The organism is Dolichospermum sp. DET69 (genome assembly GCA_017355425.1).
In the GTDB taxonomy this organism is placed as follows: Bacteria; Cyanobacteriota; Cyanobacteriia; order Cyanobacteriales; family Nostocaceae; genus Dolichospermum.
This window is the reverse complement of the sequence record CP070233.1, coordinates 622,138-635,578: the sequence shown is the minus strand read 5'-3', so window position 1 is coordinate 635,578 and position 13,441 is coordinate 622,138. Positions and strand designations below refer to the sequence as shown.

At 37.5% G+C, this 13,441-nt stretch carries 10 protein-coding genes; 4 read left to right on the top strand and 6 right to left on the bottom strand.

Features of this window, described 5'->3' with window-relative positions:
- The first annotated feature begins 36 nt into the window (after positions 1 to 36).
- The 3 genes from EZY12_03045 to EZY12_03035 all read left to right on the top strand — a co-directional run bounded on the left by EZY12_03045 (position 37) and on the right by EZY12_03035 (position 5,320).
- Positions 37 to 942, top strand: coding sequence for an FtsQ-type POTRA domain-containing protein (locus EZY12_03045; protein ID QSX68692.1), 906 nt, complete (start codon positions 37 to 39; stop codon positions 940 to 942).
- A 1,067-nt stretch (positions 943 to 2,009) separates the two neighbouring features.
- Positions 2,010 to 3,311: a cell division protein FtsZ gene (gene ftsZ, locus EZY12_03040; GenBank protein ID QSX68691.1), complete on the top strand. Its 1,302-nt coding sequence runs from the start codon at positions 2,010 to 2,012 to the stop codon at positions 3,309 to 3,311.
- 353 nt (positions 3,312 to 3,664) lie between these two features.
- On the top strand, positions 3,665 to 5,320 hold the full coding sequence (locus EZY12_03035) for an IS1634 family transposase (GenBank protein QSX70488.1): 1,656 nt from the start codon (positions 3,665 to 3,667) through the stop codon (positions 5,318 to 5,320).
- Between the two features lie 517 nt (positions 5,321 to 5,837).
- Here the strand turns inward: EZY12_03035 and gshB are convergent.
- The 4 genes from gshB to EZY12_03015 form a co-directional block, all read right to left on the bottom strand.
- Positions 5,838 to 6,800 carry a glutathione synthase gene (gshB, locus tag EZY12_03030; protein QSX68690.1) on the bottom strand — a complete coding sequence of 321 codons (963 nt, stop codon included), beginning with the start codon at positions 6,798 to 6,800 and terminating at the stop codon, positions 5,838 to 5,840.
- A 201-nt stretch (positions 6,801 to 7,001) separates the two neighbouring features.
- Positions 7,002 to 7,277: a glutaredoxin 3 gene (gene grxC / locus EZY12_03025; protein QSX68689.1), complete on the bottom strand. Its 276-nt coding sequence runs from the start codon at positions 7,275 to 7,277 to the stop codon at positions 7,002 to 7,004.
- A 224-nt stretch (positions 7,278 to 7,501) separates the two neighbouring features.
- Positions 7,502 to 9,124: a glutamine-hydrolyzing GMP synthase gene (gene guaA / locus EZY12_03020; GenBank protein QSX68688.1), complete on the bottom strand. Its 1,623-nt coding sequence runs from the start codon at positions 9,122 to 9,124 to the stop codon at positions 7,502 to 7,504.
- 1,574 nt (positions 9,125 to 10,698) lie between these two features.
- On the bottom strand, positions 10,699 to 11,814 hold the full coding sequence (locus EZY12_03015) for a cobalt-precorrin-5B (C(1))-methyltransferase (GenBank protein ID QSX68687.1): 1,116 nt from the start codon (positions 11,812 to 11,814) through the stop codon (positions 10,699 to 10,701).
- A gap of 36 nt (positions 11,815 to 11,850) precedes the next feature.
- On the opposite strand from EZY12_03015, the gene EZY12_03010 reads away from it, so the two are divergent.
- Positions 11,851 to 12,432: a hypothetical protein gene (locus EZY12_03010; protein ID QSX68686.1), complete on the top strand. Its 582-nt coding sequence runs from the start codon at positions 11,851 to 11,853 to the stop codon at positions 12,430 to 12,432.
- Here EZY12_03010 and EZY12_03005 read toward each other — a convergent pair.
- Positions 12,415 to 12,714, bottom strand: coding sequence for a hypothetical protein (locus EZY12_03005; GenBank protein ID QSX68685.1), 300 nt, complete (start codon positions 12,712 to 12,714; stop codon positions 12,415 to 12,417). The two genes, EZY12_03010 and EZY12_03005, sit on opposite strands and share 18 nt — an antisense overlap.
- 136 nt (positions 12,715 to 12,850) lie before the next feature.
- A complete protein-coding gene (locus EZY12_03000; GenBank protein QSX68684.1) occupies positions 12,851 to 13,441 on the bottom strand; it encodes a DUF3177 family protein in 591 nt (196 codons plus the stop codon).

The window sequence follows — 13,441 nt, the reverse complement described above, 5'->3', positions numbered from 1 at the left end:
TAGAATAAGTGGGATGGATATTCATAAGAGGTTTATATGGCTGGGATATTATCAGTTTCTCGGACAAATTTAGCTCAACGCCGCCAAAAATTACGCCGACAGCGGCAAATCAAAATTATTCAGGCTATTTGGCGCACAATTGCTGTAACTGGATTTGCCTCAGTTTTGTTCTGGGTGGCAATCCAGCCAATGTGGGTATTAAAGGATTCAGGGCAAATAGTGATCAAATCTGGTAATCAGGTTTTGACACAAAAAGACATTTATTCATTGTTGGGGTTATCATCTCCCCAGTCTTTATGGCGAGTTGAACCCTCCCTAATCGCTGATTCTTTCAGAAAACAACCGCATATTGCCCAAGTTACGGTTAATCGTCGTTTATTACCGCCTGGTTTAATTATTGAAATCCAGGAACGAATCCCAGTGGCTATAGCTCAAATAAGCCAAGATCAAACAGTGATTAGTTGTGTTCTTAACCCTTCATTTATGGGGAAGTCTTCTGAGATTAAGTCTTGTTTACAAAATAGCGGTAATAAACCGAATGAACTAGGTTTACTAGATGCTAGTGGCGTATGGATGCCTTTATCAAGGTATATCTCCATTAACCCTAAAGTAAAATTACCTCAACTCATAGTGATTGGCTCGACTGCACAATACAAGCCATTCTGGACGCAACTTTATGAAGCTATTAGCCAAAGTTCTCTCAAGGTAACGGAAATTAATTTTCAAGATCCGACAAATTTAATTTTGAAAACTGAATTAGGAAATGTGCATTTAGGCAGCCCCAGCAATAGATTACCTGAGCAAATTCAAGCGCTCGCACAAATGCGCCGTTTACCGAATGAAGTTAATCCTAGTAATATAGATCACATTGATCTCAAAAATCCGGCTATTCCATTAGTACAAATGAATCAAAAAAAATCAGGCTTAGTTATTAAGAACTAAACAAAACACCAATGCGCTGAAGATAAATATTTTTTCTTTCTGCTCCCTTTGTCCTTTGTTTATCTAAATAAACAGATATTCCAACTTAACAACTCAAGTTACTAATTTTATATTTTTGTAAATTAGGTATATATTATACATATAGATATAGAATTTTTTAGCCCTTAGTTAAAAAATCCTGCTAAAGTAACTGCTGTTCAACCATAGATAGGGTTATTATGGTCGAGTCTGCGGATCAATTTGGTTGACGCTATTGTTAGAGTAATCTGCCGCTGATAAATAATGTCAGTAACTCAGCCCTAAAGGGACTGAGCTTGTAAGAAATTGCCAGCTGTACTGACCAGTCTAAGTCTTCACTGACTACGTTTTTTGAGTCACGACACCCCGGAATGCGTAGCTAGTTCCCTGCTCTGTCATTTGCAATTAAACAGTTTTAAAGTCACTGAAACAGTGTTGCAAGTTTAAAAAGCTCTTAAAACATTGACGTTCGCGCCAGCGTGCCGGAGGCATTCAGCTAACATCACCCCGAAAGGGAGGCACATCGCGTGCAACACATTATGCGTACAGAGTTGGGAATTTTGAATCGGTAATTGTCCCGTTGAAAGTACATTACAAAAGTACACCGAATTTACCAACTCCAAGGCGGTAATGAAAAAATATTCAAGGCGGTTAAAACCGCACGAGTCGTTTCCCTCTCAGCACGCTTTGTGTCTGAGTTTCCCACTTACCGGGTATTTTTATGAGATAAATAAATGTCTATGCTTTTTGGAACTATACTTTTTAAGAATAGGGGGGAGTCAGTAAAATGAGCGGACGGTATCATAAACTGTATAACTAATCAAAAATTCATAAATACAAGAGTTAGAAGGCAATAGGCTAGATATCTGACTCTCCGCCAGAGGTTTTATACCTCACTCACGGACAAATTGCCACATTTCACCTGCCATTATGTAGGTTGCGGAATAGTAAAAAAAATAAAATTCGGTGCCAAAGTTTATCTTGGCAGTTGGTTAACTCTTAGGTGAATCACACCGGAAAAAGTCGTTTATCTACCTTTCACAAATCCAATGACACTTGATAAGAACCAAGGGCTTACTCATAACTCTCAAACTCCGGGACAACAAGGGTTCTCTCTGGCAGTTAACTCCAACAATCCCTTTAATAATTCTGGGCTAAATTTCGCCCAAGCTAAAGATGGCAAGAGAATTTCTGTCGAACATAGCGGTATTGGTGAAATCGTGCCAGGTCGTGTTGCCAACATTAAAGTGATTGGTGTGGGTGGTGGCGGTGGTAATGCTGTTAACCGCATGATTGAGTCTGATGTATCTGGTGTTGAGTTTTGGTCAATTAATACTGATGCTCAAGCTCTGACTTTAGCGGGCGCTCCTAGTCGCTTACAAATTGGGCAAAAATTAACCAGAGGATTGGGTGCGGGGGGAAATCCTGCTATTGGCCAAAAGGCAGCGGAAGAATCTCGTGATGAAATTGCTACTGCTTTAGAAGGTGCAGACTTAGTATTTATTACTGCTGGCATGGGTGGTGGTACAGGTACAGGTGCAGCCCCGATTGTGGCAGAAATAGCCAAGGAAATGGGCGCTCTTACTGTTGGTGTTGTTACTCGGCCATTTATTTTTGAGGGACGCAGACGCACCCAGCAAGCAGAACAAGGGATTGAAGGCTTGAAAAGTCGGGTGGATACCTTAATTATTATTCCTAATAATAAGCTGTTGGAAGTTATTCCTGAACAAACTCCTGTGCAAGAAGCTTTTCGCTATGCTGATGATGTATTACGTCAAGGTGTGCAAGGAATTTCCGATATTATTACCATCCCTGGGTTAGTCAACGTTGACTTCGCTGATGTGCGGGCTGTGATGGCAGATGCGGGATCAGCTTTGATGGGGATTGGTGTGAGTTCTGGCAAGTCTAGAGCCAGAGAAGCGGCAATCGCTGCCATTTCTTCACCTTTATTAGAATGTTCTATTGAAGGAGCTAGAGGAGTTGTCTTTAATATTACTGGTGGTAGTGATCTAACGCTCCATGAAGTTAATGCTGCGGCGGAAACAATCTATGAAGTGGTTGATCCTAATGCCAATATTATTTTTGGAGCGGTCATTGATGACAGACTTCAAGGAGAAGTCAGAATTACTGTGATTGCTACTGGATTTACTGGGGAAATCCAAATTCCATCAGCACAAACTGTAGTTACTCCTAGAGTTGTCACACCTACTCCCACTAGCACTACTAGAAGACCTACACCATTGCAACAACCTGTTAATAACCCCGCTCCATCTGTAGAACAACCGAAAGAAAAACCTTCATTGGATATTCCTGATTTTCTGCAAAGACGACGGACTCCACCAAGAAATTAAATGAGATTTTAGATTAAATTCACAGTCTCAGTTAAGGCTGAGTGCTGTATCCCACATTCCGCACCCACAACTGTCACACCCCAAGCAAACGGATGTATTTAGTACATAAGAACTAAATGTTGAGAGGATTTGTTAAAGCTAAATAGGAATTATTACTATTAAGTTAGAGATACAGTTAAATATTCACGACTAAGTACGAAATTATTGGTTCTTAGGTTATTTTGATAGAAAACTTAGTTTAAAATCATTGAAAGGTTTATCCTCAATGACAATGAAAAAACTAAAAAAATGTGTTGACTCAACAGAAAAATGAGAAAATACAAAACAGATACTTTTGTGGAGTTTCTGTTGTCATGTTGAATATAAAAGACCTTGAATTGAAGAAGATTGACCATTTAGGAATAGTAGCAGGAATAGTAGATTCAATTGGGATAGTAGAAATAATTAATAATTTACTAGGGTCAGAACCAGAAGAAAAAGTCAGTGCGGGTCAGGTAGTAAAGGCGATGATTTTAAATGGATTAAGCATGATGTCACAGCCTTTATATATGTTCCCAAAATTCTTTGAATTAATCGCTTGTGAACACTTAATTGGTGCAGGAGCAAAACCAGAATATTTCAACGATGATAAGCTGGGAAGAGTATTAGATAAATTATTTATAAAAGGACTAGATACAACATTTTTAGCAGTCAGTTTAAATGCGGTAAAAATATATCAGATATCACTTTCATCATCACACTTGGATTCGACATCATTTCATGTAGATGGAGAATATGAAAATAGTTTACCATCAGTAATATTTAAAAATCAAAAAGAATCAGGTTCATTGGAAAAAGAAAATGAAGAGAGTCAATCACCTCAAGCGATAAAGCTGACCTATGGTTATTCAAGAGATCATCGTCCAGATTTAAAACAATTTATTACACAATTAGTATGTTCAGGAGATGGAGATATACCAATATATATAAAAGCAGTATCAGGGAATGAAGTTGATTCTAAAAAATTTGGAGAAATCGCAGTTGAATATCAGAAAAGAATACAAGTTGATAGTTTGATAGTAGCAGATAGCGCATTATATACAGAATCAAATATCAAGTTAATGTCGAGTCTCAAATGGTTAACCAGAGTACCCTTAACGATAAAATCAGCAAAAAACTTAGTGATGAGTTTAGCAGAATCGGAATTTGTTAAAAGTGAAAAAGTAGGATATTCTTATGCCGAAAAGAAAATAACTTATGGAGATATAGAACAAAGATGGTTAGTTGTGCAAAGTCAAGATAGAAAAAAATCTGACTTAAAGAAATTATCAAAGAAAATAGAAAAAGCTTTGACTAATACTCAAACTAAGTTAAAAAACCTATTGCAAGAAAAATTTGCTTGTGCTGCTGATGCTAGAAAAGAATTAATCAAAATAAGTAAAGAATTTAAATATCATCAAGTAGAAAATATCGAAGTTATCGAAAAAAGTCCTAACATCAAAGAAGAAAATCAATCAAAATGCTATCAAATCTTAGCAACAGTTGCTGAAAATAAAGATGCTATTGACCAAGAAGTATTAAGTGCAGGAAGGTTTATAATTGCCACAAATGTTTTATCAGAAAAAGAACTGAGTAAAGAGAAAATGCTGTCTGAATATAAAGCACAGCAATCCTGTGAACGAGGATTTAGTTTTCTCAAAAATCCTTTATTTTTAGCAGATAGTATTTTCCTGAAAAGCCCAGAAAGAATAGAGGCATTAGCAATGATAATGGGGTTATGTCTGCTAGTTTATACTCTAGCACAAAGAGAAATTAGGGCTGCTTTAAAATCCTTAAACTATACTGTAAAAAATCAATTGGGCAAAGCCATCAACAATCCAACAATGCGGTGGATATTTCAATGTTTTCAATCAGTTCATCTTGTTACTTTTCAACAAAAAACAGACTTTTATAACTTAACATCTGAAATGAAGTACATTCTTCTATTTCTCCCAGAAGCTTGCCGTAATTACTACAGATATATAAGTTGATTTATCAACATTATTAATAGTTTAATTATACAATTTGACTCATTAATTTTATTAATGAGTTTAAGTTTTAATGCTATTTTTAAGTTTATTTCTAGAAGGATATAAGTTATGATTAAGTCTTGATAGACTAACAATAAAATTATATTATATTTTTTGCCAGAAACCACCCTTATTCTTTATTGCTTCTTATTGAGAATACATCTGAATCAATTTTCCTATCTAAAATTTGTTTTTTTATATATCAATGTATTCTTTTACTCCTTCTTCATCAATTTACCTCCGTAATCACCGTTTGTGACAGTCAAGGGTGCGGAATGTGGGCTGTATACAAGTTGTTAGTTTCAGGGTTTTAATAGGAGAAGTCACCGAGTCAGAGTAGGGGCAATCCCCCTGTGGTTGCCCCTCTTGTGAAGTCAGGAGTCACCGAGTCACCGAGTCAAGAGAGAAGAAGAAAGAAGGAAGTAAATAAATAAATTAATTAATTAATTTATCCCCTGATTCCTGCTCTTGGGGCAGATTATATATTGGCTTCTACCCATTTAATAACCTGATAAGCAAGATGAGTACCATCAAGACGGTCAATTTCACGGATGCCGGTGGGACTTGTGACATTGACTTCCGTTAAGTAGCCACCAATTACGTCAATACCAACGAAAATTAAGCCATCTTGGCGGAGTTTTGCGGCTAAATGGCGGCAAATTTCCTGTTCTCTTGGGGTGATAATGGTTTGAGCCACTGTGCCACCAGTTGCCATGTTATTACGAAAATCACTACTACTAGAAAGGCGATTAAGCGCCCCTATAGGTTCACCATTGAGTAGGATAATCCGTTTATCTCCCTCCTTGGCTTGGGGCAAATAGTTCTGTACCATGACGGGAACTTGCCCTTGGAGTGTGCTAAGTTCGACGATAGAATTAAAATTGCGATCGCCTGATTGTAAAAATAAAATTCCTTCCCCAGCTTTATTCCCCAGTGGTTTGAGAATTGTTGCCTCTTTCGCTGACACAAATTGGCGGATTACTTGCTTATCAGCACTGACAATGGTTTCAGGAATACATTCCCTAAACTGGAGAGCATACATTTTTTCATTAGCGCTACGAATTCCCGCAGGATTATTGATGACTAAAGTTTTGTTTTGGTCAACGTAATCAAGAATGTAAGTAGCATAAAGATAAGCATCATTGATTGGTGGATCTGTCCGCATAAATACGGCATCCATTGTTTCTAAAGCAGTAAAGGCACTAGGGCTTAATTTAAACCAAGGATTAGCTGCTAACCAACGTCCCTCTAACAACTCCACGGGAACAAGTTCTACCTGTTGCAAAACAGCCCAAGCTTTAGCATCAATAACACTCAGCAAATTTGCCTGAGTTATCCAAATTTCGTGTCCCAGAATTTGCGCTGCTTCCATCAGAGCAACACTGGTATCATGACATGGATCAAGCCGATGGATAGGATCAATAATAAAAGCTAATTTCACTCTTTATACCTCTTTATATTTACGATTTTTAATATTTAAATGTCCTACTAAAGATCCCCAACTTCTTTGCTAAATTTTTCTCGGAGATGATTAAATTAATTTTAGAAGTCGGGGATCTGATCCACATTCCTCTTAAAGATCCCCGACTTCTTTGCTAAATTTTTCTCGGAGACGATTAAATTAATTTCAGAAGTCGGGGATCTAATCCACAATATTTTCAGAAACTAGCATCTCCTCTAATTTACCTTGACTCTCTAAATCGTGTATATCATCACAACCACCTATGTGTTTATCATTAATAAAAATTTGGGGTAAAGAGCGTTTTCCATTAGCTCTTCGGGACATTTTATCTCTTGTTATTTCGTCTCCGTCAATACTGTATTCGATAAACTCAACACCTTTGTTGTTCAGTAGACCTTTAGCACGAATACAAAAAGGGCAGGTTCTCCAAGTATAAATTTCTACTTTTGCAGCCATAATATTCTCAACGAAATTGTAATACTTCTTAATTTTACTGAAAGTCATAGGCAAAAGGCAAAAGATAAAGGAATAGATACTTCCCAATTACCCATTACCCATTACCCATTACCCATTACCCATTACCCATTACCCATTACCCATTACCCATTACCCATTACCCATTACCCATTACCCATTACCCATTACCCATTACCCATTACCCATTACCCATTACCCATTACCTATTCCCACTCAATAGTTCCAGGTGGTTTGGAGGTGATGTCATAAACCACACGGTTAACGCCTTTGACTTCATTGACAATGCGAGTAGAAATTGCTTCTAATACATCGTAAGGAATCCGCGCCCAGTCTGCTGTCATTCCATCTTCACTGGTAACAATTCGTAAAACAATAGGATAGGCATAGGTACGCTTATCACCCATAACCCCAACGCTACGAACAGGTAACAAGACAGCAAAAGCTTGCCAAACCTCATGATATAAGCCACGTTGATTAATTTCCTGACGGACAATTAAATCAGCATCTCGCAAAATATTCAAGCGCTCAGAGGTGACTTCACCTAAAATGCGAATAGCTAAACCAGGTCCAGGGAAAGGTTGACGTTGAACAATTTCTTCTGGTAAACCAATGGAACGCCCAACTTTGCGGACTTCATCTTTAAAGAGTTTTCGGAGCGGTTCTACTAGTTTAAATCTTAAATCTTTTGGTAAACCACCAACATTGTGATGACTTTTAATTTTCACTGCTACCCGTTCACCATTTTTCGGATCAACATTGGTATCAGCAGATTCAATTACGTCTGGATAAAGTGTTCCTTGGGCTAAGTAATCAAAATGACCGAGTTCCTTTGATGTCTCCTCAAAAACACTGATAAATTCATGTCCAATGATGCGCCGTTTTTCTTCAGGATCTGTTACTCCAGCGATAGCTGAAATAAATCGCTGGCGGGCACTGACGTATTCTACAGGAATATGAAATTGTTCTTTAAATAACTTCAGTAATCTTTCTGGTTCTAATTTCCGCATAAAGCCTTGGTCAATAAACACACAAGTTAATTGTTCACCAATGGCTTTATAGAGTAAAAACGCTAAAGTCGAGGAGTCTACACCGCCAGAAAGTGCCAACAGCACTCGCTTATCACCAACTCTAGCGCGAATTTCTCGAATTGATTCTTCGACAAAAGCGGCTGTTGTCCAGGTAGGTTCGCAGTCACAGATATGGTAAACAAAATTGCGAATTAAGGCTAAACCACCTTGAGAATGGACGACTTCTGGATGAAACTGGACACCATAAAGTTTTTTCTGATGGTCAGCGATCGCTGCACAAGGAGTATTATCAGTATGTGCTAGTAACTCAAATCCTGGAGGCATGGTTTTAACTGAGTCCCCATGACTCATCCACATAGTTGTAGCCTCTTCGACATTAGTTAATAAGTCTGTAGGGTCATCTATGTATAGAGATGCTTTACCGTATTCACCCCGTTCTGCTTTGAGAACTTCCCCACCCAATTGATTAACCATGAGTTGCATACCATAGCAGACTCCGAGAACGGGTATGCCCAATTGCCAAATTTCTGGGTCACAATGGGGAGCGTAGTCGCTATATACAGAATTTGGACCACCAGAGAGGATGATTCCCTTGGGATTAATTTGGCGTAACTGTTCTGCTGTAGTGCGATAGGAAATAACTTCTGAATATACTTGAGTTTCGCGGATACGACGAGCAATTAATTCAGAATATTGAGAGCCAAAGTCTAAAATTACAATTATTTGACCTTTCAGTTTCCCCAAATTTTCTAATGTTTGAGGTACTGCTTCAGTTGGTAGAGTCACCGCTGTATTCATGGTAGAGAAAGTGTGTCGTTAAGGATAATTGTCTGAACTGTGATTTTTGTGATTTTTGTGACTTAGATGATTCATAATTGTCTGAACTGTGATTTTTGTGATTTTTGTGACTTAGATGATTCCTCGTGATCACAGATAAATTAATCATCTCAATCAAATTAATCACGCAAATCATAGTTCAGGACTGTGATTTTTGTGACTTAGATGATTCCTCGTGATCACAGATAAATTAATCATCTCCATCAAATTAATCACGCAAATCATAGTTCAGAACTGTAATTTTTGTGACTTAGATGATTCCTCGTGATCACAGATAAATTAATCATCTCAATCAAATTAATCACGCAAATCATAGTTCAGAACTGTGATTTTTGTGACTTAGATGATTCCTCGTGATCACAGATAAATTAATCATCTCCATCAAATTAATCACGCAAATCATAGTTCAGAACTGTGATTTTTGTGACTTAGATGATTCCTCGTGATCACAGATAAATTAATCATCTCCATCAAATTAATCACGCAAATCATAGTTCAGAACTGTGATTTTTGTGACTTAGATGATTCCTCGTGATCACAGATAAATTAATCATCTCCATCAAATTAATCACGCAAATCATAGTTCAGAACTGTAATTTTTGTGACTTAGATGATTCCTCGTGATCACAGATAAATTAATCATCTCCATCAAATTAATCACGCAAATCATAGTTCAGAACTGTGATTTTTGTGACTTAGATGATTCCTCGTGATCACAGATCAATTAATCACGCAAATCATAGTTCAGAACTGTGATTTTTGTGACTTAGATGATTCCTCGTGATCACAGATCAATTAATCATCTCCATCAAATTAATCACGCAAATCATAGTTCAAAACTGTAATTTTTGTGACTTAGATGATTCCTCGTGATCACAGATAAATTAATCATCTCCATCAAATTAATCACGCAAATCATAGTTCAGAACTGTGATTTTTGTGACTTAGATGATTCCTTGTGATCACAGATAAATTAATCATCTCCATCAAATTAATCACGCAAATCATAGTTCAGAACTGTGATTTTTGTGACTTAGATGATTCCTTGTGATCACAGATAAATTAATCATCTCCATCAAATTAATCACGCAAATCATAGTTCAGAACTGTGATTTTTGTGACTTACATGATTCCTCGTGATCACAGATAAATTAATCATCTCCATCAAATTAATCACGCAAATCATAGTTCAGAACTGTGATTTTTGTGACTTAGATGATTCCTCGTGATCACAGATAAATTAATCATCTCCATCAAATTAATCACGCAAATCATAGTTCAGAACTGTGATTTTTGTGACTTAGATGATTCCTCGTGATCACAGATCAATTAATCATCTCCATCAAATTAATCACGCAAATCATAGTTCAGAACTGTGATTTTTGTGACTTAGATGATTCCTCGTGATCACAGATCAATTAATCATCTCCATCAAATTAATCACGCAAATCATAGTTCAGACAAATTAATCATGTAAATCATAGTTTGGGTTTGAAAAATATTTATTTGGGGTAATTATGATAATTCTTATTAAGTTAGCACAATTTTTCCAGTAACATCCAACCAGTTTTGCTTTTAATGAGGATTTGGCGATCGCGGTCAAAAAGCACAGAACCACAGGCTATGCTGGTTTTACCTTGTTCATTGTGGCTATTCATATATGCTTGAGTGCGGGTATCAATTGTTTCTGCAATGGCACTATAAACCTGATTTACCCAATTACTACCTGTATTACTATCTAGAATTCTCAGATATTTTAAAGCTGCTTCTGCTGTCGGACTTTGAAAAATGGCTTGAATATCTGGAGAGTGTAAACCCAGCATAGAACAATGGGCGGTTAAAATTTCCCGCCGACCATCGGCTAAATGATGATGAGTATGAAAGATTCCCCCCGCTAATTTCATCAATTTACCGTGATAACCAAATAATAAAATTTCTTTGACACCTAAGGCATCAGCAGCAACTAACATTGGCCCCAACCAATTAGCAGTTTTTACCATTTGTGCGGGCTTAATACCCAGCTTTTGGGCTAAATCTAGTCCATTTTCGCCAATACAAAATACCAAAGTTGTAAATTGACTAGCTTTTTCTGCCAAATCAGCGCGGAAAGCTGTTAATTGATCTGGTGTACTTAAAGGTTGAGAAATCCCTGTTGTTCCTAATAAAGACAGTCCTTCTACTACCCCAAACGCGGAATTAGAAGTTCGGACAGCAAGCGATCGCCCCTCTGGTAAAATAATTGTTACCTTGATTTTTTCTGTGGGTGCTAATAATCGCTGTAAATTCTCTGTTAATAACCTTTGAGCATAACCATAAATTGCGGCTTTCCCCTCGCCATTGAATTGCTTCCCAATCCCCTCTCCACCCTGAATAATTACCGCTTCTCCATCTCCCTCGTACCATTCCACTACAGCCCAAATTGGTGTATTCTTCGTTAAATCCAGGTTATCACCAGGATCACTACGAGTAATAGCCAAAGCTTGATTTTCAGATATTCCTGCGACTTGCTCAATCGGTATTTCGGCAATTTCCGCAGGTTGAAGTAAATCTATAGAAATAACAGTTAGAGGTTGATGATGACGTAACCAATACAAAGCTGCAACAGCAGCAGCACAAGCAAAAACCGGGAGAGTGTATCCAGAACGGGACATAGCAACAATTAAAAATAGTTAGTTGTCAGTTGTCAGTTGTCAGTTGTCAGTTGTCAGTTGTCAGTTGTCAGTTGTCAGTTGTCAGTTGTCAGTTGTCAGTTGTCAGTTGTCAGTTGTCAGTTGTCAGTTGTCAGTTGTCAGTTGTCAGTTGTCAGTTGTCAGTTGTCAGTTGTCAGTTGTCAGTTGTCAGTTGTCAGTTGTCAGTTGTCAGTTGTCAGTTGTCAGTTGTCAGTTGTCAGTTGTCAGTTGTCAGTTGTCAGTTGTCAGTTGTCAGTTGTCAGTTGTCAGTTGTCAGTTGTCAGTTGTCAGTTGTCAGTTGTCAGTTGTCAGTTGTCAGTTGTCAGTTGTCAGTTGTCAGTTGTCAGTTGTCAGTTGTCAGTTGTCAGTTGTCAGTTGTCAGTTGTCAGTTGTCAGTTGTCAGTTGTCAGTTGTCAGTTGTCAGTTGTCAGTTGTCAGTTGTCAGTTGTCAGTTGTCAGTTGTCAGTTGTCAGTTGTCAGTTGTCAGTTGTCAGTTGTCAGTTGTCAGTTGTCAGTTGTCAGTTGTCAGTTGTCAGTTGTCAGTTGTCAGTTGTCAGTTGTCAGTTGTCAGTTGTTCCCAATTTACACACCAACTTTTGATAATAAAACTTGCATATCTTTCCAAGAAATATCTTGTTGAAGATAAAGAGGTGCGTCTGGATTATAGGGACTTGCTATGCGGTCAATTGTGATAATTTTAGCCGTATCTGGTAATACAGGAACATCTGGATCATAAGCAGTAGGGCGCATTAAAGAACTAGAAAAACCTTTAAACACAGCAATTTGGTCGGGTTCATCATCAATTTCTACAGTGACGATAAGAACTTCTTGTGATTTTTTGACTGTATATTGTTCCAGTCTTTTACCAACAGAGTTATTCATTGATTATTTTTACAGTATTACCCGGTAAGGCTATGATGTATATCATTTAAATGCATACCGCTATAATAAAAAAAAGAATTGAAGATCTCTAGAAAGCTAGTATCATCTACTTTTTTGATTCTAAATTCTAGATTCTTTAGTGTGTAGCCGAACGCCCATGTTTACCCAGTTTAACGGCGACAAAATAACTTAAATAAACGATGTAAAATCCTAAAGTAACTATACCCAGAAATCCTAGAAAAGCAGGTTTACTATTGTAGTGAAAGTAGTCTTTAAAGATTAATGGTGCTTCTAACCAGACGCTACAGTAAGGAGTTTTGAGAGCAGTTCCTGAAAAAGCACAACCCAAAAAAGGTAGAAGGGCTATTGCTCCTAAACTACAATAAACTGTTGTTGCCCAACGCCAAGAAGTAAAAATCAATTTTAATGGACTATTGGGATAGTAGTCAATTTCATCATTGATATCTACCCAAAACCATAGTGAAATAGGGATGAGAATCCGCGCCATTAAAGCGGAGATAAAACTCACTCCAAAACCGCCAATCATTAAGTACATACTAATCGCTAATAAACTAGCTACTCGCCAGTAAATCATTAATAAGCGTTGGACTACTTCTGCTTTTTGCACAAATGCCCATACAAGAATAATTAAAGGAATAATAAGCGTAAATAATAACGCCAGTCGGTAGTCCATCCAAACATAAGGGCGAAACCATACTTGTGTCAT

Coding starts and splice junctions, on each gene's coding strand:
- EZY12_03045 (QSX68692.1), top strand. CDS start 37: ATGGCTGGGATATTATCAGTTTCTCGGACAAATTTAGCTCAACGCCGC.
- ftsZ (QSX68691.1), top strand. CDS start 2,010: ATGACACTTGATAAGAACCAAGGGCTTACTCATAACTCTCAAACTCCG.
- EZY12_03035 (QSX70488.1), top strand. CDS start 3,665: ATGTTGAATATAAAAGACCTTGAATTGAAGAAGATTGACCATTTAGGA.
- grxC (QSX68689.1), bottom strand. CDS start 7,277: ATGGCTGCAAAAGTAGAAATTTATACTTGGAGAACCTGCCCTTTTTGT.
- guaA (QSX68688.1), bottom strand. CDS start 9,124: ATGAATACAGCGGTGACTCTACCAACTGAAGCAGTACCTCAAACATTA.
- EZY12_03015 (QSX68687.1), bottom strand. CDS start 11,814: ATGTCCCGTTCTGGATACACTCTCCCGGTTTTTGCTTGTGCTGCTGCT.
- EZY12_03005 (QSX68685.1), bottom strand. CDS start 12,714: ATGAATAACTCTGTTGGTAAAAGACTGGAACAATATACAGTCAAAAAA.
- EZY12_03000 (QSX68684.1), bottom strand. CDS start 13,441: ATGACACAAGTATGGTTTCGCCCTTATGTTTGGATGGACTACCGACTG.